The organism is Bacillus sp. FJAT-27001, from assembly GCF_019039175.1.
GTDB classification, from domain to species: Bacteria; Bacillota; Bacilli; order Bacillales; family Bacillaceae; genus Bacillus; species Bacillus velezensis.
On sequence record NZ_JAHOAA010000003.1, the window covers coordinates 626435 to 651215 of the forward strand.

At 47.1% G+C, this 24781-nt stretch carries 25 protein-coding genes; 21 read left to right on the forward strand and 4 right to left on the reverse strand.

Annotated elements, in window-relative coordinates; genetic code table 11:
- The first annotated feature begins 11 nt into the window (after positions 1-11).
- The 11 genes from eno to BGM27_RS13375 all read left to right on the forward strand — a co-directional run bounded on the left by eno (position 12) and on the right by BGM27_RS13375 (position 12082).
- Positions 12-1304 carry a phosphopyruvate hydratase gene (gene eno / locus BGM27_RS13325; protein WP_007409956.1) on the forward strand — a complete coding sequence of 431 codons (1293 nt, stop codon included), beginning with the start codon at positions 12-14 and terminating at the stop codon, positions 1302-1304.
- A gap of 168 nt (positions 1305-1472) precedes the next feature.
- Complete coding sequence (locus BGM27_RS13330) at positions 1473-2753, forward strand: M20/M25/M40 family metallo-hydrolase (protein WP_007409957.1); 1281 nt, start codon at positions 1473-1475, stop codon at positions 2751-2753.
- Between the two features lie 265 nt (positions 2754-3018).
- Complete coding sequence (locus BGM27_RS13335; RefSeq protein WP_007409958.1) at positions 3019-4353, forward strand: nucleotide sugar dehydrogenase; 1335 nt, start codon at positions 3019-3021, stop codon at positions 4351-4353.
- 48 nt (positions 4354-4401) lie between these two features.
- Positions 4402-5532 carry a DegT/DnrJ/EryC1/StrS family aminotransferase gene (locus BGM27_RS13340; RefSeq protein WP_007409959.1) on the forward strand — a complete coding sequence of 377 codons (1131 nt, stop codon included), beginning with the start codon at positions 4402-4404 and terminating at the stop codon, positions 5530-5532.
- Positions 5529-6458: an NAD-dependent epimerase/dehydratase family protein gene (locus tag BGM27_RS13345; RefSeq protein WP_007409960.1), complete on the forward strand. Its 930-nt coding sequence runs from the start codon at positions 5529-5531 to the stop codon at positions 6456-6458. Before BGM27_RS13340 ends, BGM27_RS13345 begins: the two co-directional genes overlap by 4 nt.
- On the forward strand, positions 6424-7680 hold the full coding sequence (locus BGM27_RS13350) for an aminotransferase class V-fold PLP-dependent enzyme (RefSeq protein WP_020954323.1): 1257 nt from the start codon (positions 6424-6426) through the stop codon (positions 7678-7680). The genes BGM27_RS13345 and BGM27_RS13350 overlap by 35 nt, the downstream gene beginning before the upstream one ends.
- 11 nt (positions 7681-7691) lie before the next feature.
- Positions 7692-8573 carry a GNAT family N-acetyltransferase gene (locus BGM27_RS13355; protein ID WP_007409963.1) on the forward strand — a complete coding sequence of 294 codons (882 nt, stop codon included), beginning with the start codon at positions 7692-7694 and terminating at the stop codon, positions 8571-8573.
- Positions 8546-9304, forward strand: a complete 759-nt coding sequence (locus BGM27_RS13360; RefSeq protein WP_007409964.1) for a WbqC family protein — start codon at positions 8546-8548, stop codon at positions 9302-9304. The genes BGM27_RS13355 and BGM27_RS13360 overlap by 28 nt, the downstream gene beginning before the upstream one ends.
- Positions 9267-9944: a PIG-L deacetylase family protein gene (locus tag BGM27_RS13365; RefSeq protein WP_007409965.1), complete on the forward strand. Its 678-nt coding sequence runs from the start codon at positions 9267-9269 to the stop codon at positions 9942-9944. Before BGM27_RS13360 ends, BGM27_RS13365 begins: the two co-directional genes overlap by 38 nt.
- Before the next feature lie 7 nt (positions 9945-9951).
- Positions 9952-10872 carry a TIM barrel protein gene (locus BGM27_RS13370; RefSeq protein WP_007409966.1) on the forward strand — a complete coding sequence of 307 codons (921 nt, stop codon included), beginning with the start codon at positions 9952-9954 and terminating at the stop codon, positions 10870-10872.
- Complete coding sequence (locus BGM27_RS13375; RefSeq protein ID WP_020954321.1) at positions 10847-12082, forward strand: MFS transporter; 1236 nt, start codon at positions 10847-10849, stop codon at positions 12080-12082. Before BGM27_RS13370 ends, BGM27_RS13375 begins: the two co-directional genes overlap by 26 nt.
- 43 nt (positions 12083-12125) lie before the next feature.
- Here the strand turns inward: BGM27_RS13375 and BGM27_RS13380 are convergent, their stop codons facing one another.
- Positions 12126-12587 carry a GNAT family N-acetyltransferase gene (locus tag BGM27_RS13380; RefSeq protein ID WP_007409969.1) on the reverse strand — a complete coding sequence of 154 codons (462 nt, stop codon included), beginning with the start codon at positions 12585-12587 and terminating at the stop codon, positions 12126-12128.
- Between the two features lie 131 nt (positions 12588-12718).
- On the opposite strand from BGM27_RS13380, the gene BGM27_RS13385 reads away from it, so the two are divergent.
- Positions 12719-14509 carry a zinc ribbon domain-containing protein gene (locus tag BGM27_RS13385; protein ID WP_007409970.1) on the forward strand — a complete coding sequence of 597 codons (1791 nt, stop codon included), beginning with the start codon at positions 12719-12721 and terminating at the stop codon, positions 14507-14509.
- A gap of 40 nt (positions 14510-14549) precedes the next feature.
- On the opposite strand, the gene BGM27_RS13390 is transcribed toward BGM27_RS13385, so the two are convergent.
- A complete protein-coding gene (locus BGM27_RS13390; protein ID WP_007409971.1) occupies positions 14550-15260 on the reverse strand; it encodes a hypothetical protein in 711 nt (236 codons plus the stop codon).
- 438 nt (positions 15261-15698) lie between these two features.
- Here BGM27_RS13390 and BGM27_RS13395 point away from each other — a divergent pair, with 438 nt between their 5' ends.
- A complete protein-coding gene (locus tag BGM27_RS13395) occupies positions 15699-16331 on the forward strand; it encodes an NAAT family transporter (RefSeq protein WP_007409973.1) in 633 nt (210 codons plus the stop codon).
- A 20-nt stretch (positions 16332-16351) separates the two neighbouring features.
- Here the strand turns inward: BGM27_RS13395 and BGM27_RS13400 are convergent, their stop codons facing one another.
- Positions 16352-16909, reverse strand: a complete 558-nt coding sequence (locus tag BGM27_RS13400; protein WP_007409974.1) for a GbsR/MarR family transcriptional regulator — start codon at positions 16907-16909, stop codon at positions 16352-16354.
- A gap of 260 nt (positions 16910-17169) precedes the next feature.
- On the opposite strand from BGM27_RS13400, the gene opuCA reads away from it, so the two are divergent.
- From opuCA to opuCD, 4 genes are read left to right on the forward strand one after another with little or no spacing between them, the layout of a single operon-like run.
- Positions 17170-18309: an osmoprotectant ABC transporter ATP-binding protein OpuCA gene (gene opuCA / locus BGM27_RS13405; RefSeq protein WP_003151651.1), complete on the forward strand. Its 1140-nt coding sequence runs from the start codon at positions 17170-17172 to the stop codon at positions 18307-18309.
- A gap of 20 nt (positions 18310-18329) precedes the next feature.
- Positions 18330-18983 carry an ABC transporter permease gene (locus tag BGM27_RS13410; protein ID WP_003151654.1) on the forward strand — a complete coding sequence of 218 codons (654 nt, stop codon included), beginning with the start codon at positions 18330-18332 and terminating at the stop codon, positions 18981-18983.
- Between the two features lie 37 nt (positions 18984-19020).
- Entirely contained in the window at positions 19021-19914 is an 894-nt protein-coding gene (gene opuCC / locus BGM27_RS13415) for an osmoprotectant ABC transporter substrate-binding lipoprotein OpuCC (protein WP_088005516.1), read from the forward strand.
- A gap of 17 nt (positions 19915-19931) precedes the next feature.
- The gene (gene opuCD / locus BGM27_RS13420) at positions 19932-20606 is read left to right on the forward strand and encodes a glycine betaine/carnitine/choline/choline sulfate ABC transporter permease OpuCD (protein ID WP_003151658.1); all 675 of its coding nucleotides are present in this window, start codon (positions 19932-19934) and stop codon (positions 20604-20606) included.
- 33 nt (positions 20607-20639) lie between these two features.
- Here opuCD and BGM27_RS13425 read toward each other — a convergent pair whose 3' ends face one another.
- Entirely contained in the window at positions 20640-21173 is a 534-nt protein-coding gene (locus BGM27_RS13425; protein WP_003151660.1) for a GbsR/MarR family transcriptional regulator, read from the reverse strand.
- Positions 21174-21458: 285 nt separating this feature from the next.
- Between BGM27_RS13425 and BGM27_RS13430 the strand changes: the two genes are divergently transcribed.
- The 4 genes from BGM27_RS13430 to BGM27_RS13445 form a co-directional block, all read left to right on the forward strand.
- Positions 21459-22604, forward strand: a complete 1146-nt coding sequence (locus BGM27_RS13430) for a betaine/proline/choline family ABC transporter ATP-binding protein (protein ID WP_007409976.1) — start codon at positions 21459-21461, stop codon at positions 22602-22604.
- 16 nt (positions 22605-22620) lie between these two features.
- Positions 22621-23274, forward strand: coding sequence for an ABC transporter permease (locus BGM27_RS13435; RefSeq protein ID WP_007409977.1), 654 nt, complete (start codon positions 22621-22623; stop codon positions 23272-23274).
- A 14-nt stretch (positions 23275-23288) separates the two neighbouring features.
- Positions 23289-24206 carry an osmoprotectant ABC transporter substrate-binding protein gene (locus tag BGM27_RS13440; protein ID WP_007409978.1) on the forward strand — a complete coding sequence of 306 codons (918 nt, stop codon included), beginning with the start codon at positions 23289-23291 and terminating at the stop codon, positions 24204-24206.
- A gap of 18 nt (positions 24207-24224) precedes the next feature.
- A partial coding sequence (locus tag BGM27_RS13445; protein ID WP_217031273.1) for an ABC transporter permease occupies positions 24225-24781 on the forward strand: 557 nt, incomplete at its 3' end.

A 24781-nucleotide genomic window follows, 5' to 3' on the forward strand; every position in this document is an offset into this window, starting at 1 on the left:
GAGACAAACTCATGCCATACATTGTTGATGTTTATGCACGCGAAGTCCTTGACTCCCGCGGCAACCCAACAGTTGAAGTTGAAGTATATACAGAAACAGGAGCTTTCGGCCGCGCATTAGTGCCAAGCGGAGCTTCTACAGGTGAATACGAAGCGGTTGAGCTTCGTGACGGCGACAAAGACCGTTACCTTGGAAAAGGCGTGTTAACTGCTGTTAACAACGTAAACGAAATCATTTCTCCAGAGCTTCTCGGCTTTGACGTAACTGAACAAAACGCAATCGATCAGCTTTTAATCGAGCTTGACGGAACTGAAAACAAAGGCAAACTCGGTGCGAACGCAATCCTTGGCGTATCTATGGCTTGTGCGCGCGCAGCTGCTGATTTCTTACAGATTCCTCTTTACCAATACCTTGGAGGATTCAACTCAAAAACGCTTCCTGTACCGATGATGAACATCGTAAACGGCGGAGAGCATGCTGACAACAACGTAGACATTCAAGAATTCATGATCATGCCTGTAGGCGCGCCTAACTTCCGTGAAGCGCTTCGCATGGGCGCTCAAATCTTCCACAGCCTGAAATCAGTTCTTTCTGCTAAAGGAATGAACACAGCTGTAGGTGACGAAGGCGGATTCGCTCCGAACCTTGGTTCTAACGAAGAAGCGCTTCAAACAATCGTTGAAGCGATCGAAAAAGCCGGCTTCAAACCTGGCGAAGAAGTGAAACTTGCGATGGATGCTGCATCTTCTGAGTTCTACAACAAAGAAGACGGCAAATACCATCTGTCTGGCGAAGGCGTTGTGAAAACATCTGCTGAAATGGTTGACTGGTACGAAGAAATGGTTTCTAAATACCCAATCATCTCTATCGAAGACGGACTTGACGAGAACGACTGGGAAGGCCACAAACTTCTTACAGAGCGTCTTGGCAAAAAAGTTCAGCTTGTCGGAGACGACCTTTTCGTTACAAACACGAAAAAGCTTGCTGAAGGTATCAAAAACGGCGTAGGCAACTCTATCCTGATCAAAGTAAACCAAATCGGTACATTGACTGAAACGTTCGATGCGATCGAAATGGCGAAACGCGCGGGCTACACTGCCGTTATCTCTCACCGTTCAGGTGAAACTGAAGACAGCACAATCGCTGACATCGCTGTGGCAACTAATGCAGGACAAATCAAAACAGGTGCTCCGTCCCGTACGGACCGTGTTGCGAAATACAACCAGCTTCTTCGCATCGAAGATCAGTTGGCTGAAACTGCTCAATACCACGGTATCAACTCTTTCTATAACTTGAATAAGTAATGGAATGGACGCCGGGAGATATTCTCCCGGCGTTTTTTTATGCTCCCGGGCTTTTCCCTCCTTTTTCATCATCTTCATTTGGTCAATAATATTCATTTTTCCCCTTTTTAAAGGAATCAGTGTTCTTCAATCGAAAGGGAAGAGGTGTTAATAAGAGGAGGGATTATGATGAAATTTTCATTTATGTCAGCCGCGGTGGCAGCAAGCGTCATATGGGGCGCGTCTGCCGGGCCGCTGTCCGAAACTCATGCTTATTCAGCCGTGGCCGCGCCGGTTTTTGATGCTGATGAGGCATTGGACACGATGCATGATCTGAGTGAAACCATCGGACCGCGGGAAACCGGAACTGCGAAAGAAAAGGAAGCGGCTGAATACATATCGAATCGTCTGCGGGCTCAGGGCGCCAGTGTCAAAGTACAGTCATTTCCGTTGAAAAAGTACTTTTCAGGTTCAGTCACAGCGGGAGATCATGAATTCCCGCTCCGCTCCGCTGATCAATCCGCTGTTGAAAAAGAGCTGAGAATTGAGGGAGGGATTTTTGACGGCGGCTGCGGATCACGCGATGACGTAACAGGAGCCAAAGGAAAGATTGCAGTGATACGCGAAGGAAAGATCCCCGTTTCTCAAAAGATCAAACATGCCGAACAAGCGGGAGCCAAAGCAGTCATTATTTATAATCAGACAACAAAACCGCTCGCCGTCCGTCCGCATACCGATAAAGGAATCACGATACCGGCGGCGGGTATGAAAAAAGAAGACGGTGAAGCACTGCTGCAGGAAAAGCAGGCAGTCATTCAATTTAAAAACTATAAAAACCGCACCTCACAAAATATTATAGGAACGCGCAAAGCGGCACAGGCCAACTCTTCTGATGCTGATATTATTTATGTCACAGCGCATTATGACAGCGTAAAAGGCGCGCCCGGAGCGGATGATAACGCCTCAGGCACATCTGCCGTTCTGGAAATCAGCAAGCAACTCAAACACATACCGAAAGACAAAGAGATCCGCTTTATCCTGTTCGGTGCAGAAGAATTATGGTCTGCGGGTTCATCTTATTACGTCAGTACACTCACGAACAATGAAAGAAAGCACAGCCAGGCCAATTTTAATGCCGATATGATTGCGACTGACTGGGAAGAAGCGAGTCAAATGTGTGTCACGACTCCTGACGGCAAGGAAAACCCGAGCGTCCGGTATGCTGAAAAAGCCGCTGAAAAATCCCGGTTGGTCAAGCCAAACCTGATTCAGCTCGGTTACTCAGACCATGTCTCTTTTTATGAAGCAGGGATTCCGTCGGCTAACTGGATTTGGCTCAGCCCCGATACACAGGAGCCGGGGCCCTGGTATCACACTGAGAATGATAATATGAAACACATCAGCAAAGAACGATTAGAGAAAGCGGGAGCACTCGTTTCCGCGGCTGTAACTGAGGCAGTGAAAGAATAAAAAACAGGCTTCGGCCTGTTTTTTTATATTGTTTTCTGTATATTCTCTCAATTAAGGGAGATTTTCTCACTCGTTACCAGATATATACCATTTGACAGGATTTTATTTTACAAATAAAAGAAAAATAAATAGATAATACCTAATTTATAAAAGGATGTAAAACTCATTTATCAAATTTTAACTTTTGTTATAATTGCGATATCGATCGATATTTGTTTTAAATTGTAAAAAACAATACTCTTTTCTATCTATTAGGGGGCGAAAAATGAATACTGTCACAAAAGAAGCCAGCAACCTTGGTCAAAAACGGCTGTTACATCTGATTGAAACGAAGCAGGCAATTGTAGGCGTGTTAGGCATGGGATATGTGGGATTTCCTCTTGCGCTGGAATGTGTCGATAAAGGATACAATGTTATCGGATTCGACAAAAACAGTGAAAAGGTTTCCTTGTTAGCCGCCGGAAGCAGCCATATTCAAGATATAGAGGACGACAGACTGAACTCGGCTTTACAAACAAAACGCTTTCAAATCAGCGCCGACATGTCGCTCATCCAAAAATGCGACATCATTGTGATATGTGTGCCGACACCCCTGAACAAAAAAGACAAGATCCCCGATTTAACCTACATCGACAGTGCAGTTGACAGCATGATCGCTTATGGAAGGCAGCATCAGCTTTTAATTTTAGAAAGCACCACCTATCCCGGAACAACGAAAAAAAAGATTGCCGACAGAATGGCATCAAGCCGCGGCATGAAAATAGGAACAGACTTTTTTACGGCTTATTCTCCGGAAAGAATCGATCCGGGCAACAGGCAATATGAAGTTTCAGATATTCCTAAAGTAGTCGGCGGAACCACACAGACTTGCACAGAACTTGCCTCAGCGTTTTACAGCACCATTGTTACAAGCATTCACCCGGTCACCTCACCCGAAGTAGCTGAAACAGCTAAACTCCTAGAGAATACTTATCGTTATGTCAATATAGCTCTTATCAATGAAATGGCGCTTAATTGCCGTGAACTTGATATTGATATATGGGAAGTCATCTGCGCGGCGGACACGAAGCCGTTCGGCTTTCAAAAATTTATCCCGGGCCCCGGAGTCGGAGGCCATTGTATCCCGATTGATCCTTTTTACTTCAAATGGATCGCGAATGAAAAAGGGCTGCAGACAAAATTAATTGATCTCGCGGACGAAATCAATTCCAACATGCCGATTTCTGTCTCTGACTATGCTTTGAAACTGGCGGGCAAAGACAAATGCAGCATCTTAATAATAGGGGCCGCTTATAAAAAAAATACAAATGACCCGCGTGAATCCTCAGTGTTTACGATAATGGAAGAATTGATGGACAAGGGATGCGCGATTGATTATCATGATCCGTTTATCAGCGAGATCCGCTTGAATGACGGAAGCTGCAAACAATCTGTCCCTTTCACAAAAGAACAAATCAATCAGTACGACGTCATCATCATTCATACAGATCACGATGTAATCGACTACAGTATTTTGAAGGATGCCTCACCGATTATCTTTGACACAAGAAATGTATGTAAGGAAAAATCAGCCGACAATTGCAGAGTTGTCACTTTATAGGAGGGAACGGTCATTAGTAATCGATTTATCTCTTTTCACAGACCTGATATGACAAACGAAGAAATCGCAAGCGTAACCGAAACGATTCAATCGGGCTGGATTTCGAAAGGCCCGAAGGTAATCGATTTTGAAAAAAAGCTGGGAGAATGTATAGGAGCCGAACACGTCATCAGCTGTAATTCAGGCACCGCTGCATTACATATGGCTTTATTGGCGCTCGGTGTGGGAGAAGGCGATGAAGTCATCGTGCCGAGCTTCACGTTCTGTTCCAGTGTCAATGTCATCCTGCACGCCGGAGCCGTTCCTGTGTTTGCGGATATATGCGAGAAAAGTCTATGTGCCGATCCTGAAGATGTCAGGAAGAAAATAACGCCGCGCACAAAAGCGGTAATTGCGGTTCATTTTGCCGGCTATCCGGCTGATCTGGAAAACTTGCAATCCATTTGTAAAGAAAACGGATTGTATCTGATTGAAGACGCCGCTCATGCGCTCGGTACAAAATATAACGGAAGCATGATCGGCACTCACGGCGATGCCGTGTGCTTCAGCTTTTATGCCACCAAAAATATTACAACGGGGGAAGGCGGAGCCCTCGTCATGAAAGACGAACAGGCCGCAGAAAGAGCGAGGCTGTACGGATGGCACGGCATCACAAAAAATGCCTGGAACCGGTACGGTGAAAAAGGCAGCTGGAGATACGACGTTTTACTGCCGGGCTTTAAATATAATATGACGGATATTCAGGCCGCGCTCGGTCTGGTTCAATTGAAGCGCGCAAACGACATTCAAGAAAAACGGGAACAGATCGCTCAATTTTATGTACGTGAACTGTCAGGCCAATCTGATAAAGCGGCGCTTCCGCTTTCTGACATTCCAAACGGCATAACGCACTCATGGCATTTATTTATTTTACGGATTCGAGAAAACGGCGATATGGACAGAGATCTGTTTATTGAGAAAATGAAAGAAAAACAAATCGGGCTGAGCGTGCACTTTATTCCCGTGCATTTGCATCCTTACTATCAAAAACATTTTCCTGCGGAGCTTCCGGTAACTGAACGTGTTTTCCGGGAGATCGTATCACTGCCTCTTTACAGCCAGTTATCAGATGAGGATTGCAGCTATATTGTCAAGTCTATAAAAGAAGTTTTGACTATCAGCCAGGAGGTAGGATCATGAAACATATTGCGATTATCGGAGGGGCCGGTTTTATCGGAAGCGAACTGGCGGCATTATTACAGGATAAAGGTTATCACACCATCATTGCAGATCAAAAGAAGCCGGCTTTTGACACTGAATACCGCCAAACGGATATCCTTGACCGGACGTCCCTCCGCGAATCACTGCGGGGAGCGGATGCGGTTGTCCATTTGGCGGCAATGGTCGGAGTGGACAGCTGCCGAAGCAATGAAGAAGACGTCATACGGGTCAATTTTGAAGGAACGAAAAACGTCACTGAGGTATGCGGTGAATTGGGAATCAGCACACTTCTTTTCTCATCGAGTTCAGAAGTGTTCGGAGATTCACCGGATTTTCCTTATACCGAGACAAGCAGAAAGCTTCCGAAATCAGCTTACGGAAAAGCCAAACTGCAATCAGAGGAATATTTGAGAGAACAGGCTACCGACGAACTTCATATTCGAGTCGTCCGGTACTTTAATGTATACGGGCCGAAACAGCGCGAGGATTTTGTCATCAACAAGTTTTTCAGCATGGCCGAGAATGGCTCTGAGCTGCCTCTTTACGGGGACGGCGGACAAATACGCTGCTTCAGCTACATCAGTGATATCGTCACCGGAACTTATCTCGCTCTCATTCATGAAGGAGCCGTCTTTGAAGACTTCAATATCGGGAACGACCAGCCGATCACGATAAAAGAACTGGCTGAAAAAGTCAATGTGCTCTCAGGCAGAGAGAAGGATAACTATCTGTTTAAAAAGCTGGGCGAAGACGGCGTGAGGGGAAAAGACATCGAGATTTTTAAACGGGCGCCGTCAATCGAGAAGGCGAAACGTTTGCTCGGTTACGCTCCGAAAGTAAGTCTGAATGAAGGCCTGGAGATCATAAAAGATGAAAGACAAAAGCACAAACTTTCACTTTCCTAAAAACCCGGAAGTGGTCAAATATCCCGTTTATCCCGGACAGTTTTCCGTCAGCGGCCGTCTGCGCGCAGTGAAACACTTGCTTACTGCCGGACAAAGCGGACTGACTGAAAAACTGGAAAAACGTTACGGAAAAGGGGTTGTGCTGACCTCCAGCGGCAGTGCGGCACTGGTGCTCGCATTAACTTATTCGGGAGCCGGGCCGGGGAAAGAAGTGATTTTCTCATCCTTCAGCTGCCCGAATGTCATTGATGCCGTGCTTCAATCCGGTGCGACGCCTGTGTTTGCGCAGCTGGATGAGCATCTATCCTTATCTTTTGAGGATGTCAAAAAAAAAGTGACGAGGCGTACGTGTGCGGTTATCCTCACACATGTATACGGCCGGAGAGAAAATACCGCTATCATTGACTGGGCGAAGGAAAACGGAATTGCTGTCATTGATGATGCCGCTCAAGCCATGTTTACAAAACAAGCCGATACATTTGCCGGCGGTTTGGGCGATTTCGGCATTTTAAGCTTCGGCCCCTCAAAGCCGCTTGCGAGTATCGGAGGCGGCGCGTTAATCGCGCCGAAAGAATGGCTTCGGCAAAAAGCAAATCTCCCGATGGAACAGCGCAGCCAAGTGGCAGCTGACTATCGAATCTATATCAGAAATCAAAGAATCCAAGCTGTAATGAAACGGAAACGGCATCATCCTATTTCATATATGTTTAGAAAAGCGGGCGCCATGCCTTCCATGAAAGCCACAAAGCTCGAAGCTCTGCCGGATAAACCGGCTGTTGTACCCGTGCTTCGTATGCATCCGGCAAGGGAAGCCATTATTGATGATCAGCTTTCACGTATAGATCAGCTTGTAACAGCTTCGCTTCGAAACTTACAGACGGCGGGAGAAATCTTTGCAAAGGCGGGAGAAACAAACGGCATAAGAATGATCCAGCCCCAAGAAGGAGAACATCTGAATTATTTAACAATTGTATTTCCCCGGGATGAAGAGCGGTACGGGTGTTCCGTTTATTTAGCCGAAAGAGGCATCCAAACATGCTGGAACTACCTTCCCCTCGGACGTATTCCGATTTATGAAACATACGCGGGGGAAGGCGGGGAAGACCCGCTTTGGAAGAGAGTTCTTTCCCTGCCGTTTAAACCTCCTCTTCAAAAGAAGCAAGTCAGATATATAGCCGAATCCGTTTTATCATATTGTGAGCAACAGAATAAGACTGAATAGTGGTGATAACTATGCAAAAAACAGCAGTATGCACGACCCGCCAGGCATGGGATCGGGCCGCTGACATGTATCAGGCGGGGTTGTTTCAAAGCTATGATTGGGGAATCCTCATGGAAGAGCTTCCCGGCACGTCATTTCACCCTGTCAGACTGACAACGGACGGAGGACAAGTCATCTATCTTCCGCTTTTTGAACAGAAGGGCGTATTATCCGGCAACATGATCGGATACGGCGGCGTTATTTCAGATCGCCCCATCTCATTTGAATGGCTTCAAAGTGAAATCCAGGCCATATTCGGTCGGAACATATCCCGGATGCTGCTGCCGTACGGTCAGACTTCTTTTACAGAAGAAATCAGGGAAGGATGGACGGAAAAGGCAACGCGGATTCTTTCGCTTCCGGACACGTTTGACGAGCTTTGGACGGGCATTTCCGGAAAAGCCCGGACGGCAGTCAGATACGCTGAAAAAGAGAATATTGTCACCCGGCTGATCGGGCGAAAAGAACTTGGCGCGTTTTATGACCTCTACAAAGAGCATACGGCGGCAATCGGCGCGGCTTATGTGCTGAGCCAGGGCTTTTTCCAAAGACTGCTTGACACGTTTGCGGACCGAATGTTTTGGGTCGGAGCATATCAGGATGAGACGCTGATCAGCAGCAGTATTTTTCTCTATGACCGCTCTCATTTCTATTATTGGCAGAATGTAAACAGCCTGGCGGGAAAAAAAGCGCAGGCCTCTTACTTATTGATGCGTGACGCCCTGCAATTCGCCATTTGCCGCAAGCTTCAATGGGCTGATTTTGGCTATTCACACAGTAAAGAAATCGCGAGACCGAAACGATATTGGGGAGCTGAAGAAAAACAATGCCGACTTTTTACGAAACCGGAATGAAAACAATAAGCGGCCATCAATCCAGTTATCTGCCGTGGTACGGTTTTTTTGAAAAAATGTATAAGTCGGATCTGTTTGCCATTCATGACACAGCTCAATTTGAGAAAAAAGGATTTCTCAACCGCAACAGGATCAAAACGCCGCAAGGCCCCCGATGGCTGACAGTGCCTTTGCAGATGAAACAATATAAAGACATAGAGCTTCGGCATATGAAAATCGACCAGACACAGGATTGGCGGAAAAAACATTGGATGGCGATTAAAATGAACTATGCGAAAGCTCCCTATTTTGAGCGATACCAGCATTTTTTTCAAGATGTCTATCAGCGGGAGTGGGAATATCTCCATGATTTGAATATGCACATCATTGAATTTTTCCGAAAAGAGCTCCGAATTGAAACGCCGCTCTGTTATGTCTCTGAGCTTGAATGCCGGAAGGAGAAAAAAAGCGATTTTGTTTTAGCGCTTTGTCAGGAGCTGGGGGCGGACCGTTATTATTCAGGCAGTCAGGGTTCCGACTATTTAATAGAAAGCGATTTTGAAAGAAACGGAATTGTCATTGAGTATCAGCAGATCCGACATTTTGGCTATCCTCAATTATTCGGGGAGCATATCCCTCACCTCTCCATGCTCGATATGCTGATGAACTGCGGAGCGGATACAGCTGAAATGTTAGTTAAAGGAGGGCAATATGATGAAAGTAATGGTATTTGCAGCGCATCCCGACGATGAAATTATCGGCGTCGGCGGCACGCTCGCCAAACATGTCCGCCAAGGTGACAGCGTGTCGGCAGTCATTATGGCGGAAGGCAAATCATCAAGAAAAACGGATTACAAAAAGCCTGAAGATTCCGTTATGGAGCATTCTAATCAAGAAACGGAGCAGGCGCTCAGCACTTTGGGCATCCATGATTTTGTCAGGCTGAACCTTCCTGATAACAGAATGGATTCAATGGATTTGCTGGATGTCGTGAAGGAAGCGGAGAAACAAATCAATCGTTTTCAGCCTGACATTGTGTATACCCAGTACGGCGGTGACATTAATATTGACCACTCCGTCGTATTCAGAGCGGTCATGACGGCAACCCGTCCGCTTCCCGGTCATACGGTAAAACGGGTTTTTGCCTATGAAACATTGTCTTCGACGGAATGGAATTACTGTCAGAAGGATCAGTTTCATGCCAATTTCTTCGTTAATATTGAAGACGAGCTTGAAACGAAATTGAAATCGATGGCGTGTTACGGCTCCGAGCTCAGAGACTTCCCTCATCCCCGCTCTTTGCAGGCGATCGAACATAATGCCCATGTGTGGGGAGCAAAATCGGGTTTTACCGCTGCGGAAGCGTTTATGCTTGTGAGAGGAACATGGTGACTGTCCTATGATTGCTCAAATTCCGTTTTTCGGACTTGATCCGAAGCAAATCGATGAGAAATGGGTGGAGGCGGGATACGGTCTGGAAGCGAATATTTTTGACGGCCATTCCTTTGGGGAAGCGGATTATCTCAAAACATTCAATCAGACGCTGGAATATGCGAAACAGCTTGATCCTTCATTATTGACGCTGCATTTCCCGACAGATCATGCCGATTATGTGAATGAAGATCACATCAAAAAACAGCTTTATCACTTTGCGGAGCTCGCTGTGAAATACGGCGCCAAGGGCATAACCGTTCATGCGAATCAATTTATGACGGTTGAGGAATTTCAAGTCTATGACCTGGAAGGAAACCGTAAAAAAATCGTTGAGTTTTTCGCGGAGTTTGATGAGCGGCTGAAAGGGACGGATATCTGGATCGGTGTGGAAAACCTTCCGATCATCGGGAATCTGGGAGAGGATTTTGATCCGATTTTCATTTATCCTGAGGATTTTACAGAGCTGGTGCAGATGGATCTGAAGCATGTCGGTATTACGTGGGATCTGTGCCATTGGGCGATTACCTATCAGACTCACTTGTCTTCCGCTCTTATGTTCAGAAATGATCAGCTGAAATATCCCGATTTCTTTCAGTTTCTTTCGATAAAAGAGAGCATTAAGCATTATCACTTCAGCTCATTTCGCCAGCTTGCGTTTCCGCATGGGGGTGTCCGCTGTTTTGAGGGCCGCCATCCGAGTGAAGGGACGATCGCTGAGGAGCTGCTGAGACGGGCTGCCGATACTTTGCAGGAGCTTTATCGGAATCAAGATACCGGCATTGTATTTGAGGTGATGGAAGAGGATTATACGGAAAGACGGGAATCATGGAGAACGCTGGAATGGTTCGGCGGTGTTTCTGATGACGAGGATCAAAAAAGGGCCTGATATGACATATCGAACACCGAACTATGCAAAGCTTTGGTGTGCACAGGTGTTTTCTTCAGCAGCGGACGGGGTCTGGCTTATTGCACTGCCGCTGTTAGTGCTGGAATTGACCGGCAGCAAAATTCTTGTCGGCGTTATTTCTTTTATCGAACTCGTGCCGTTGACATTTGGCGTGCTGGCGGGACCGCTGATTGATTTATTCCGAAAAAAGTCGATCTTGTATTTGTGCAATACGGGCCGGGCCGTCATCATGATCCTCTTGGCGGTGCTCAGCGCGAACGATTTATTAACCGTGTGGATAGCCGGGGTGTGCGCCTTTTGTCTATCTCTGCAATCGATGCTGTTTGCGCCGGCGAAAGTCGCGATCATTCCGCTGCTCGTCCGCAAACAGCATCTTGATCAGGCGACATCTCTGATCAATACGAGTGACTTGATCGGACTCATCGTCGGAAAATTGATCAGCGGGATCATGATTGCGGCTATTCCGTTCGGGATGCTGTTTGCCATAAACGGAACTGCTTTTTTGATCTCCGCGGCATTTATCGCGTTCATTCGTATTTCAGAACAGCCCAATGAAAAAAGCAACGGAACTGAAGATGTAAAATCCGGTTACAGAATGCTGAAAGGAAATGCGGCATGGCTGACATCGGTCGGATACTTTTTCGTCGTAAATCTCGTCATTGCCGGCCTTATTTCAGTAATGGGGCCGATTCTTGCTGTGGAGCGTTTTCAGCAGAACTATTCTGTATGGTTTGCCGTCATGTATTCAATGTTTCAGGCGGGGATGCTTTTGGGCAATCTGGCCGTATTTTTCAAATGGAATACAAAACGCTTGAACCGGCTGTACCCGCGGACGTTAACGGCAGCGGGACTGCTCATTATGCTCCTGTTTTTTCCCCTTCATGGGTTTGAGTGCATCATCTTCCTGGTGCTTGGCATCATCATCTCGTATATTGATGTGCAAACGGTGCTGTATTTCCAAAAGACGGTTCCGGCCGCATATTTCGGAAGGGTCTTTGCACTGATTTTTTCCATTGTCAAAATGGGTGAACCGCTGTCGGCCGCTGTCTACACAGGGCTTCTGCTGTTGATGAATGCGGATTATATTTTTGCGGCGGTCGGACTGACCCTTACGATCGTTTTTGCTGTTTTTTCAGTCAGACAAGGAAGTCAAAGAAATACAGAGAAACAAGCGGATCAATCCGTCTGAATGGTAAACGAAGGGGCGCCGATGTCAGCCGGCGCCCTTTTTATCATAAATCCAAATAAAGCCGTATCATATCCCGGCATTGAATGCCGTTTTCAAAAATGTCTTCATCATAATGTCTGATAAAAAAATCATGGTCGACAGCCTGAATGCGGAATCCGCATTTTTGATAGAGTGACAGCTGATGAATACTGGAATTTCCGGTGCCGATTTCAATCGTGTCAGCCCCCGATTGTCTCGCTTTTTCAATGGCATCCCGCACCAGCTGTTTTCCGAATCCCCTGTTCTGCAGCGATTCTTTTACCGCGATGTTTACGATTTCTATCGTTTTAGGCCTTGTTTGCAATAAAACGTAAACCCCTGCAAGCTCGTCTGACGTCCAGGCCGTATAGCATTCTCCTCTTACAAGATAATCATCGACAATCTCTTTCGACGGATCGGCCAGCAGCAATAGTTCATACAGCGCTTCATCCGGCTCCGCGGCTTTTCGGATGCTCAGTTTTTGCATGTCCGTTTCTCCTCCTCCGTTATGATCGACAGCTATTTTTGAAAATAACTCCAAAATCATTCTACTTTATTATAAAATACGAAACATAGGAAAAGTTATACAAGTTTTGTAGATTGAATAGGAGGAAAGTCATGTTTTTTTGTAAGCATTGCGGCCAGCAGAACAATGAAGAAGCGCATTTCTGTAAAGAATGCGGAAAACCGATCGGGAAAGGAAGCCGGCTGGAGCGGCAGGCGGCTGTAAAAGCGGCTGAACCTGCTTCACAAATGAGAAAGCCGATCCCTAAAAAAACGCTCTTCATGTGGGGCGGCATTGCCGCAGCGCTGATCTTATTGATTGCCGCATATAAAACCGGAGCCTGGCTGACATCTGAAAAAAGGCTCACGGATCAATTCGAACAGGCGGTTCATGACGGGGACACGAAAAAGCTCGCAGCCCTGCTCACTCCTTCAGACAAAAAACTGAAGCTGAATGAGACCAATGTCAAACCGCTCCTTGCATACGCAAAGAAACACGATGAACTGCTGGCAGCGCTTCGCGGCAATTCATCAGAAAAAGATGCGGTATACGTAAAAAAAGAGGGAAAAACCCTTCTTTTGTTTGACCATTACGAACTGAAAGTCGATCCGGTTTATTTCCGCGTCACAAGCAATTATAAAGGCGCCGATCTTTATATCAACAGCGAGAAAACAGGTACGGTCAAAAAAGCCGATGAAATCCAAATCTTCGGCCCGTATGCACCCGGTGTCTACACGGCGGAAGCCAAGCTTAAAAATGAGACGGTTGACGTTGTCAAAAAGCAAGAGGCAGAGGCGGCCGGCAGCCGGAATGTTGAGTTTGACCTGCCGTTAGACGCCGAGGATGTGACATTCACTCCGGCAGACAGCTTCAAAAGCGCGAAAGGCGATCTGCTGATAAACGGCAAGTCCGTCCATAAAGATCCGTTTACATCCGTTACATATGGTCCGCTCTTAACTGACGGTTCCATGACAGCCGCCGTGGAGGCTGATTTTCCTTGGGGGAAAATGAAAACTGCCGATGTCCCGATCAACAGTACTGATGTGGACTTAACGCTTATCCCGGATCAAGATACACAGCAAACAATCATGGACACGATTGTCAAAACAACGAAGCAGTATACAAAAGCGATGGCAGACGGAAATACCGATCAGATGACCGAGGCTGGTTCCGCCTGGAAAGAGCAGACGAAAGAAGTGGTATCCGGCATGAAGAGTTCCGGCACCTTTTTGAAGGATCAGTATAAAGAGACAAGCTTTGATCTGGATTCATTTGCGATTTCTCAAGAGAACGGCCGCTGGCAAGTAACTGTTACGGGTAAAGAGCTTCATGAGTCTGCTTATTTCGACGGGAATACGAAGCCTGATATGGAAGAGGCTGAGCCGAGCTTTCACTATGTACTCTCATATGATACAAAACATAAAAAATGGGTTTTCGAAAAAGCTGACCCTGCCTCAGATTCTTCTGGGACAAATGTAAAAAAAATAAAAAACGACCAGCCGAAAACCTATACATCCGCATGGGCATCATCCAAAGGAAATACAGCTTCAGGCAGCCTCACGAATGAACAAGTCACATCGTTTATGACTGATTACCTGACAAACCAATCAAGCGCCGTCAGCCTTAACAATTTCGCGATCATGGAGGGTAATTTAGAAGAGGGAAGCCCTTTGTATGCTGATCAGCAGAAACTGGTCAAAAAACTGCACAGCGAGGGGACGACCGAAGTATTTAATGAAGTGAATGTCAAAAGCTTTTCACAGAAAGGCTCTCATCTGACGATTCATACGTACGAGGAGTTTTATATTACGAAAGCCGGCGGCAGTCCGAAGCTCAGAACATATAATTGGACGTATGGCGGCATTGTTAAAGACGGAAGAATTTATTTAACATCCATTCAATAAAAAAACCCCCGCGCCAATCAGGCGGCGGGGGTTTCCGTTTTTAAAAGAAGAAATAATTCATGAGTTCTTTTATATAATGCTTGATCGTGAATTGAAACGTTACGCAAATGATCAAATAGATGACGATAACAGAATAAATGATATCCGCCTTAGTAGTGAGCTGATGCTGATAGCTCGCCAGCATGAGCGGAGGCACGGCAAACGCCGCTCCTAAAAGACCGACAGCCAGAATGGTGAAGCAAACGGTTGTATGAAGCAGCATAAAAATGAGGGCAAGAAGCAAAATAGCTGTAAACGGAATCAAAAATGCCCCGAATCGGGACAGCGAATCTTTAAATGACACCTGCGCGCCGCCGGCCTTCAAAGCAATAAAAATCAAGAGATACAGGCAAAAAACGCATAATGCAAAGGTAAGCGCCGGTTTGACCACAATCGCGGTAAAACTGACGTCACGAAAGCCGTCTGATAAGAGAATATAAAACATAATCGGCGTCACCAGGCAGAAAAGCACCATGTTGATGATGCTGCTGACAAGCTGTTCGCCGCCTGTCGTTTTACATGTTTGGTACGGTCGCTTTAACACATCAAGCACGAATAAGGCAAATTGCTTTGAAGCCTGCTTAGCCGCGGCGCCGGCCTGAGCGGCCTGGCCCTGCGTTTGACCTGCGCCTCCCTGCCCGGGCTGGGGCGCCCCGCACTTTTCACAAAATTTTCCGCCATCAGTATGATGGCCGCATTGAGAACAATACATTCTAAAACTCCTTTTACAAGTAATATAGGGATTTTGTTCAATATTTACATTATAAAAGAAAATAGGACGGATGTAACGGAGTTTTCTAAAGATATACAAATCACCTTCTCTATGAATTGATAATAGAGAAAAAGTACCCTTTATGGTAGAATTTTATTGGAGCTGATAGATATCATGTCTCTCGGCGCATTGATTCAGAGTGAAAAAGGAAATTAACGCATGCTAAAAAAATTGAAAATGCTTTATCGGCTGTTGAAATTCGGAAAAGGCTTATGGAGATAGCAAACAGAAAAAACCGTCCTTACAAGGACGGTTTTTTTCTGTTTCCGGATCGTCCGGCTGAGGTTATAAAAAGCAGACCCCGGGGTAAAAACCATGCATAAGAAACAGCGGAGAACAAAACATAACTCAATAACGGCAAGTCATAAGGAGGTACGCATGTTTTCATTCATCATTCATGTCTTCATTTCACTGTTTGCAGTCTCCAATCCCATCGGAAACGTGCCGATTTTCCTTTCACTGACGGAAGGGTACTCGGAGAAAGAACGGACAGCGATCGCGCGCAAGGCTTCCGTGCTGTCGTTTATCATCTTGGCGGCTTTTTTAATCTTCGGCCATCTGATCTTTAAACTGTTTGACATTAACATTCATGCCTTACGTATCGCGGGCGGCATTTTTATTTTCGGCATCGCTTATAATCTTCTGAACGCGAAGAAATCTCATGTACAGTCTCTCCATCATGAAGAGAAAGGGGAGAGCAAGGAGAAAGCCGATATATCTGTGACGCCTTTGTCGATTCCGATTATCGCCGGACCCGGTACGATCGCGACGGTGATGAGTCTGTCGGCCGGCCATGGCGGCATCTTCCATTACATCAGCGTGCTTATCGGCATTGCGGCCGTCATCGCGATGACGTTCATCTTCTTTCACTATTCATCTTTCATCAGCAATAAGCTCGGGAAAACCGAAATGAACGTCATTACCCGACTGATGGGGCTGATTTTGGCGGTGGTGGCCATCGGCATGATCGGCGCCGGTCTGAAAGGCATGTTCCCGATATTGGTTTCCTGACTTAAAAAAGCAGCGCCCGGTTATCTTCGGGTGCTGCTTTTTTCTATTTTCGGCACATGCTGAAACACTTCTTCACTCTCAAAAAATTCTATCAAACGGCTCAGCCAGTCATAATAATGGAGCCAATCCGTCAGTTCATCCAAAAGCTGACGGGCTTTTTCTTCAATATCGGGACTGAGATTTTCCGATTCCAGAAGCTCAGTCAGCTCGCGGTTCAGTTTTTTATAGAGCATTTTGTTTTTGCTGACCGCCTTTGTCCAATTTGCCGTAAACAGGGAGATAAACGTCTGGTAATAATCACGCTCCACGTCATAAAGGTCTTTCCGAACGCCTTTTTCAAACACTTTTTCAGCCAGATTGACATCGGTCATTTCGCGGACCACCTGGCTCATCCTCGTTTTGCTCATCCCGGTCGCCTCTGACAGCTCATTTAACGTCATCGGCTTGCGGTTCATATAAATAATACCGAGCACACGTCCCAGTGTGGCCGGCATTCCGAATGTATGCATATTCTCGGCGATTCTCTCAATGAGATGCTCTTCAGCATGCCCGATGATATCAAGAGCGTTTTTTTCCACGGCTGATCATCCCTTCACTGGCTTTTCATGCTGACAATATATCATATTTTTTACAGTTGATGAAAAAGATGATGCGGCAGGATATGCGAGCTATCGGGAGCGATTGTAAGAACATCCGCATTGTCAGCGGGATAACATGAAAAAATACGTATATTGTATATAATTTCAACACATTGTAAACTTTTTATTTTACAAATTTCATCTTATAATAAAGATTATACTTTTCAGAAAAATAACGGAACCCTTCGGAGGTGCACGGATTGCTGAGATTAGAAAATGTATCAAAAGTCTATAAAGGCGGAAAAAAAGCTGTCAACAGCATTGATTTAAATATCGAAAAAGGCGAATTTATTTGTTTTATCGGGCCGAGCGGCTGCGGAAAAACGACGACGATGAAAATGATTAACAGACTGATTGAGCCGTCATCCGGAAAGATTTTTATCGATGGCGAAAACATTATGGAGCAGGACCCGGTGGAGCTGAGACGGAAAATCGGCTACGTCATTCAGCAGATCGGACTTTTCCCTCATATGACCATTCAGCAGAACATTTCCCTCGTGCCGAAACTGCTGAAATGGCCGGAACAAAAGCGGAAGGAACGGGCGCGGGAGCTTTTGAAGCTCGTCGATATGGGCCCGGAATATTTAGACCGCTATCCTCACGAGCTGAGCGGGGGACAGCAGCAGAGAATCGGCGTGCTGCGCGCCCTTGCAGCGGAACCTCCCCTTATTCTCATGGATGAACCGTTCGGAGCGCTTGACCCGATTACGCGGGATTCCCTTCAGGAAGAATTCAAAAAACTGCAAAGAACATTGAATAAAACGATTGTGTTTGTAACACACGATATGGATGAAGCCATTAAGCTGGCTGACCGGATCGTCATTTTAAAAGCGGGAGAGATCGTTCAGGCCGGCACTCCTGATGACATCCTCCGGAATCCGGCTAATGAGTTTGTCGAAGAATTTATCGGCAAAGAACGGTTATTGCAATCAAGACCGGATATTGAACGCGTCGAGCAGATGATGAATAAAAAGCCTGTCACCGTTACGGCGGACAAAACGCTTTCGCAGGCGATACAGGTGATGCGGGAACACCGTGTCGATTCCCTGCTTGTCGTTGATGACCTGAATGTGCTGCAAGGATATGTTGATGTCGAAATCATTGATCAGAACCGGAAAAAAGCGAGCCTTGTCGGCGACGTGCTCCGCTCTGATCTGTATACAGTCGAGCAGGGGACACTGCTGCGTGATACCGTACGCAAAATTTTAAAGCGCGGAATGAAATATGTACCCGTCGTTGATGAACAAAGGCATTTAGTCGGAATTGTCACGAGAGCGAGCCTTGTCGACATCGTTTACGATTCAATCTGGGGTGAGGAAGACCAGCTGGTGACAGGCTGACAAGGGGAGGAACGCTTACAATGAATGAAATGATCAAGTTTTTGCAGACGAACGGCGGAGAACTGTTATATAAAACGTGGGAGCATTTATACATTTCGATCATCGCCGTCATATTAGGCATTGTCGTCGCCGTTCCGCTCGGAGTGGCGCTGACGAGAATGAAAAAGGGCGCAGGCGCCGTCATCGGCGCCGTCAACATTGTGCAGACCTTGCCGAGTCTCGCGATACTGGCGTTTTTTATCCCGCTGTTAGGCGTGGGAAAGGTGCCCGCGATCGTCGCGCTGTTTTTCTATTCGGTGCTGCCGATTCTCCGGAACACGTATACCGGCATTCAAGGCGTAAACAAAAATCTGCTGGAATCGGGAAAAGGCATCGGCATGACGGTCTGGGAGCAGATCAGGCTTGTGGAACTGCCGCTTGCGGTTCCGGTGATCATGGCGGGCATCCGCACATCCACCATTTATCTGATCGGCTGGGCGACGCTTGCTTCCTTTATCGGGGGCGGCGGGCTCGGAGACTATATTTTTATCGGCCTGAATCTCTATCAGCCTGAATATATTATCGGCGGCGCCGTGCCAGTCACCATTTTAGCCATTATCATTGATTATCTGCTAGCGGCGACGGAACGGAAGGTGACGCCGAAAGGGCTGAAAGGACTGAAGGAAGTATCATAAGGAGTTGGCTGTTGTGAAAAGAAACCAAAAGAGATGGATGTGCGCACTGGCGCTGTCAGCTGCTCTGCTTCTAGGCGGCTGTTCCCTTCCCGGCCTGAGCGGGGCTTCCGATGATACGATCAAAATCGGGGCGCAAAGCATGACGGAATCAGAAATTATCGCCAATATGCTCGCACAGATGATTGAACACAATACAGACTTGAATACGGCATTAATTAAAAACCTCGGATCGAACTATGTCCAGCAGCAGGCGATGCTCGGCGGTGAAATCGATATCGCCGCGACGCGCTACTCGGGAACGGATTTAACGAGCACTCTCGGCATGGAAGCGGAAAAAGACCCGAAAAAAGCATTATCCATCGTACAGAAAGAATTTGAGAAACGCTTCCATTACAAATGGTTTGATTCTTACGGATTTGAGAACACATACGCTTTTACCGTCACGAAAGAGCTTGCGGAAAAAGACCATTTAGACAAAGTGTCCGATATTAAGAAGCATGCGGATCAATTTAAGCTCGGTGTAGACAATGCGTGGCTGAAAAGAAAAGGTGACGGCTATAAAGGCTTTACCGACACGTACGGCTTTGAATTCGGCACAACCTATCCGATGCAGATCGGACTTGTATACGATGCCGTGAAAAACGGGAAAATGGATGCCGTCCTCGCCTATTCAACGGACGGACGGATCAAGGCGTACGATCTGAAAATTTTAAAAGACGACAAGCAGTTTTTCCCGCCGTATGACTGTTCGCCGGTCATTCCCGACAGCGTGCTGAAGCAGCATCCTGAACTGAAGGGCATTGTGAATAAACTGATCGGCAAAATCGATACGGAAACGATGCAGGAATTGAATTACGAGGTGGACGGCAAGCTGAAAGAACCGTCCGTCGTCGCTAAAGAATTTTTGGAGAAACATCATTATTTTGAATAAGAAATGAGGTGGGGCAAATGGAAGTGCTGCAGCAGCTCGGCACTTATTATTCTCAAAACGGCGCCTATGTGCTTCAGGAGTTTTACCGCCATTTTCTCATGTCGGTATACGGCGTTTTATTTGCGGCGATCGTCGGGGTTCCGCTCGGCATCTTCATTGCCAGGTACAGAACATTAAGCGGCTGGGTATTCGCGGTGACAAACGTGATTCAGACCGTACCGGCGCTTGCGATGCTTGCGGTGCTGATGCTCGTCATGGGGCTCGGCGCCAATACGGTGATATTGTCGCTGTTTTTATATTCGCTTCTTCCGATCATCCGGAATACGTACACGGGAATCGCCAGCATTGAACACGCTTATCTTGAATCGGGAAAAGCGATGGGCATGACCAAATTTCAGGTGCTCCGCATGGTGGAGCTGCCGCTTGCGCTTTCCGTCATCATGGCGGGGCTGCGGACGGCGCTCGTCATCGCGATCGGCATTACGGCAATCGGTACGTTTGTCGGCGCGGGCGGACTCGGTGACATTATTGTCAGGGGCTCAAACGCCACGAACGGAACCGCGATTATTTTGGCCGGCGCCATTCCGACAGCGCTGATGGCCGTTATCGCAGATCTTGTGATGGCATGGCTGGAGCGGGCGCTGAGTCCGGTGAGAAAGAAAAAACGAACCAAAGCGCCGAATGCGGCATGAAAAAAACGCCTTGCGGGTCAGGGCGTTTTTTTCTTATGGCTTCGGAACATGCTTGAAAATTTCTTCGCTTTCAAAAAACTCGATCAGACGGCTGATCCAGTTGTAGTAATCTAGCCAATCCTTTAATTCTTTCAGCAGTTCGTTGATTTTTTCCTCAGCTTCTTCCGGCACGCCGTTTTCAAGGACGGCTGTCAGTTCGCGGTTCAGCTTTTTATGCATCATTTTATTTTTGCTGACGACCTTGCTCCATGTGGCCGTAAACAGCGTAATAAAGGTTTGGTAATAATCCTGCTCGACGTCGTATAAATCTTTGCGGACGCCTTTTTCAAACACTTTTTCCGCCAGATTGACGTCAAGCATTTCACGGACCGCCTGACTCATTCTCGTCTTGCTCATGCCGGTCGCTTCTGATAATTCAGTTAAGGTCATCGGCTTGCGGTTCATATAAATAATGCCTAAAATGCGCCCCACCGTCGCGGGCATTCCGAATGTATGCATATTTTCAGCGATTCGTTCTATCAAATGATCTTCAGCTTGTTCGATTACGTGTAACGGATCTTTCTCCAACAGTTTCAATCCTTTCAGTCAGCAATTCCGATGTCAATATACCACATTTTTAAACCGGCGGAAATGCTCTTCCGAGAGAATTTGGCAGTAATCCGGAGCAATAAGAAGAACTTTGCCGGTCAATACGGGTTAATCAGTGCTTACACAACCTTTATATATAATATGGACAAATTGTAAACTTTTTAATTTACAAAGTTTAATTTATAATGGAAAACGTTCAATTGTCTGAAAAGTTAAATTTGAATTTAACGAATTGAATAAACTTAATCGTGGAGGTGTGAGTGTTTGCTGACATTAGAAAATGTCTCGAAAATGTATAAAGGTGGGAAAAAAGCCGTCAACAGCATCAACCTGAATATCGCCAAAGGCGAATTTATTTGTTTTATCGGGCCGAGCGGCTGCGGCAAAACGACGACGATGAAAATGATCAACCGCTTAATTGAACCGACAGAAGGCAGAATCCTGATAGAGGGCCGAAACATTATGGAACAAGACCCGGTGGAACTCAGAAGAAGCATCGGCTATGTCATCCAGCAGATCGGGCTGTTTCCGCATATGACCATTCAGCAGAACATTACGCTCGTTCCGAAGCTTTTAAAGCATCCTGCCGAAAAACGGAAGGAACGGGCGCGGGAGCTTTTAAAGCTCGTTGATATGGGGCCTGAATATTTAGACCGTTACCCTCATGAACTGAGCGGAGGACAGCAGCAGCGAATAGGTGTATTACGGGCACTTGCCGCAGAGCCGCCGCTCATCTTAATGGATGAACCGTTCGGGGCGCTTGACCCGATTACGAGAGATTCCCTTCAGGAAGAATTTAAAAAACTGCAAAAAACCTTACATAAAACCATCGTATTTGTTACCCATGATATGGACGAAGCCATCAAGCTTGCGGACAGAATCGTCATTCTGAAGGCGGGAGAAATCGTCCAGGCCGGAACGCCTGATGAGATTCTCAGATTTCCGGCGAATGAATTTGTTGAGGAGTTTATCGGCAAGGAACGGCTGATCCAATCATCCAGCCCTGATATTGAACGGGTGGAACAGATCATGAATCCCGATCCCGTGACGGTAACACCTGAGAAAACACTGTCAGCCGCCATTCAGCTGATGCGTGCCGAGCGGGTGGATTCGCTGCTCGTCATTGATGAAAAGAACGTTCTACAAGGTTATGTCGATGTGGAGATGATTGACCGCAAACGAAGACAAGCGGTAACCGTCGCGGAAGTGCTTGAGCGGGATCTGTACACGGTCAGAAGCGGCACTCTGCTTCGCGACGCCGTCCATAAAATTTTAAAAAGAGGCATAAAATTTGTGCCGGTCCTTGATGAAGCCGGCCGGCTAACGGGAATCGTGACAAGGACAAGCCTCGTTGACATCGTCTATGACTCCATCTGGGGAGAAGAGAATCAGCTCGCGGTGATGTCATGAGGAGGCTTCAATTGATATGAATCAGACCGTGCAATTTTTACAGGCAAATGGAGGAGAGATGCTTTATAAAACATGGGAGCATCTGTACATCTCATTAATCGCCGTCATGGCGGGCATTCTCGCCGCCGTTCCGCTCGGCGTCCTGCTGACGAGGATGAAAAGAGGAGCCGGCGCCGTCATCGGCATCGTCAACATCATTCAAACCTTGCCGAGCCTTGCCATTCTTGCGTTTTTTATTCCGCTTTTAGGCGTAGGAAAGATCCCGGCCGTTGCGGCGCTGTTTTTCTATTCCATGCTGCCGATTCTCAGAAACACGTATACGGGGATTCTCGGCGTCAATCGGCATCTTCTGGAATCGGGAAAAGGAATCGGCATGACGGCATGGGAGCAGATCAGGCTTGTAGAACTCCCGCTTGCCGCTCCTGTCATCATGGCGGGCATCAGGACGTCTTCGATTTATTTAATCGGCTGGGCGACGCTCGCCTCCTTTATCGGCGGAGGCGGGCTGGGAGATTACATTTTTATCGGCTTAAACCTTTATCAGCCGGAGTATATTATCGCAGGGGCCGTTCCGGTCACAGTGCTTGCGGCAGCCGTCGATTACATGCTGGGGATGACAGAACGGAAAGTCACGCCTGACGGGCTGAAGAGCATAAAGGATGCTTCATAAGGAGGAGGTCTCTCATGGGGAATAGATGCAAAAAACGGCTGCTCGCAATCGCCTGTATCGGCATGCTGCTCCTTGGCGGATGCTCGCTCCCGGGATTGAGCGCCGCATCGGAGGACACCATTAAAATCGGCGCGCAAAGCATGACCGAATCAGAAATCATCGCGAGCATGCTCGGACAGATGATCGAACATCACAGCGGGTTGAAGACAACGGTTATTAAAAATCTCGGCTCCAATGCCGTACAGCAGCAGTCCTTGATCAACGGTGATATTGATATCGCCGCTACGCGCTATACAGGTGACGCGCTGACCGGGACGCTTCGCATGGAGCCGGAAAAAGACCCGGACAAAGCGCTGCGGCTCGTTCAGCGTGAATTTCAAAACAGATATGACATGAAATGGTTTGATTCTTACGGCTTTGATAATACATACGTCTTTACCGTTTCCGAACAGCTTGCCCGCAAGTACCATTTAGAATCGGTATCCGATGTCAAAAAAGAAGCGTCTCATCTGAAATTCGGCGTCGATAACTACTGGATGAAGCTGAGAGGCAACGGATATCAGGATTTTATGAACACATACGGAATGTCATTTGAAGGCACGTATCCGATGCAGATCGGCCTTGTTTACGACGCGCTGAAAAGCAGAAAGATGGATATCGCGCTCGCTTATTCCACCGACGGAAGAATCATCGCTTACGGACTGAAAACGCTGAAGGATGATAAGCGGTTCTTTCCTCCGTATGACTGTTCACCCGTCGTTCCGGATCAAGTATTAAAAGAGTATCCCGAACTGGAGGGCGTGATCAATAAAATGATCGGCGCGATTGATACAAAGATGATGCAGAAAATGAATTACGAAGTTGACGGCCGATTAAAAGAGCCGTCCGTCGTGGCCAAGGAATATTTAGAAAAACATCATTACTTTGAATAACGGAAAGGAGATGTGCGGATGGACACGATGAAGGAGCTGTTTACGTATTATGCTCAAAACGGCAGTTATGTTCTGTATGAGTGCTGGCGGCACTTTCTCATGTCGGCGTACGGCGTCGTTTTCGCCGCCATTTTCGCCATTCCGGCCGGAATTGTGACAGCAAGGCACGGGCGTCTCGCCGGCTGGGTGTTTGCTGTGGCGAACGTGATTCAAACCGTTCCGGCGCTTGCGATGCTCGCCGTCCTGATGCTCGTCATGGGACTCGGCGCCAATACGGTCATCACGGCTTTGTTTTTGTATTCACTGCTGCCGATTCTCAGAAATACGCACACGGGCATTATCAATATCGAGCACGCTTATCTCGAGTCGGGAAAAGCGATGGGCATGACGAAATACCAAATCCTTCGTATGGTGGAGCTGCCGCTTGCGCTTTCCGTCATTATGGCGGGTCTCCGAACGGCGCTCGTCATTGCGATCGGCATCACGGCGATCGGCACCTTCGTCGGGGCGGGCGGCCTCGGCGATATGATCGTCAGAGGGTCAAACGCCACGAACGGAACCGCGATTATTTTGGC

Excerpts from the sequence above, each read along its gene's own strand:
- eno (WP_007409956.1), top strand. The coding sequence starts at position 12 with ATGCCATACATTGTTGATGTTTATGCACGCGAAGTCCTTGACTCCCGC.
- BGM27_RS13330 (WP_007409957.1), top strand. The coding sequence starts at position 1,473 with ATGAAATTTTCATTTATGTCAGCCGCGGTGGCAGCAAGCGTCATATGG.
- BGM27_RS13335 (WP_007409958.1), top strand. The coding sequence starts at position 3,019 with ATGAATACTGTCACAAAAGAAGCCAGCAACCTTGGTCAAAAACGGCTG.
- BGM27_RS13340 (WP_007409959.1), top strand. The coding sequence starts at position 4,402 with ATGACAAACGAAGAAATCGCAAGCGTAACCGAAACGATTCAATCGGGC.
- BGM27_RS13345 (WP_007409960.1), top strand. The coding sequence starts at position 5,529 with ATGAAACATATTGCGATTATCGGAGGGGCCGGTTTTATCGGAAGCGAA.
- BGM27_RS13350 (WP_020954323.1), top strand. The coding sequence starts at position 6,424 with ATGAAAGACAAAAGCACAAACTTTCACTTTCCTAAAAACCCGGAAGTG.
- BGM27_RS13355 (WP_007409963.1), top strand. The coding sequence starts at position 7,692 with ATGCAAAAAACAGCAGTATGCACGACCCGCCAGGCATGGGATCGGGCC.
- BGM27_RS13360 (WP_007409964.1), top strand. The coding sequence starts at position 8,546 with ATGCCGACTTTTTACGAAACCGGAATGAAAACAATAAGCGGCCATCAA.
- BGM27_RS13365 (WP_007409965.1), top strand. The coding sequence starts at position 9,267 with ATGAAAGTAATGGTATTTGCAGCGCATCCCGACGATGAAATTATCGGC.
- BGM27_RS13370 (WP_007409966.1), top strand. The coding sequence starts at position 9,952 with ATGATTGCTCAAATTCCGTTTTTCGGACTTGATCCGAAGCAAATCGAT.
- BGM27_RS13375 (WP_020954321.1), top strand. The coding sequence starts at position 10,847 with ATGACGAGGATCAAAAAAGGGCCTGATATGACATATCGAACACCGAAC.
- BGM27_RS13380 (WP_007409969.1), bottom strand. The coding sequence starts at position 12,587 with ATGCAAAAACTGAGCATCCGAAAAGCCGCGGAGCCGGATGAAGCGCTG.
- BGM27_RS13385 (WP_007409970.1), top strand. The coding sequence starts at position 12,719 with ATGTTTTTTTGTAAGCATTGCGGCCAGCAGAACAATGAAGAAGCGCAT.
- BGM27_RS13390 (WP_007409971.1), bottom strand. The coding sequence starts at position 15,260 with ATGTATTGTTCTCAATGCGGCCATCATACTGATGGCGGAAAATTTTGT.
- BGM27_RS13395 (WP_007409973.1), top strand. The coding sequence starts at position 15,699 with ATGTTTTCATTCATCATTCATGTCTTCATTTCACTGTTTGCAGTCTCC.
- BGM27_RS13410 (WP_003151654.1), top strand. The coding sequence starts at position 18,330 with ATGAATGAAATGATCAAGTTTTTGCAGACGAACGGCGGAGAACTGTTA.
- opuCC (WP_088005516.1), top strand. The coding sequence starts at position 19,021 with ATGTGCGCACTGGCGCTGTCAGCTGCTCTGCTTCTAGGCGGCTGTTCC.
- opuCD (WP_003151658.1), top strand. The coding sequence starts at position 19,932 with ATGGAAGTGCTGCAGCAGCTCGGCACTTATTATTCTCAAAACGGCGCC.
- BGM27_RS13435 (WP_007409977.1), top strand. The coding sequence starts at position 22,621 with ATGAATCAGACCGTGCAATTTTTACAGGCAAATGGAGGAGAGATGCTT.
- BGM27_RS13440 (WP_007409978.1), top strand. The coding sequence starts at position 23,289 with ATGGGGAATAGATGCAAAAAACGGCTGCTCGCAATCGCCTGTATCGGC.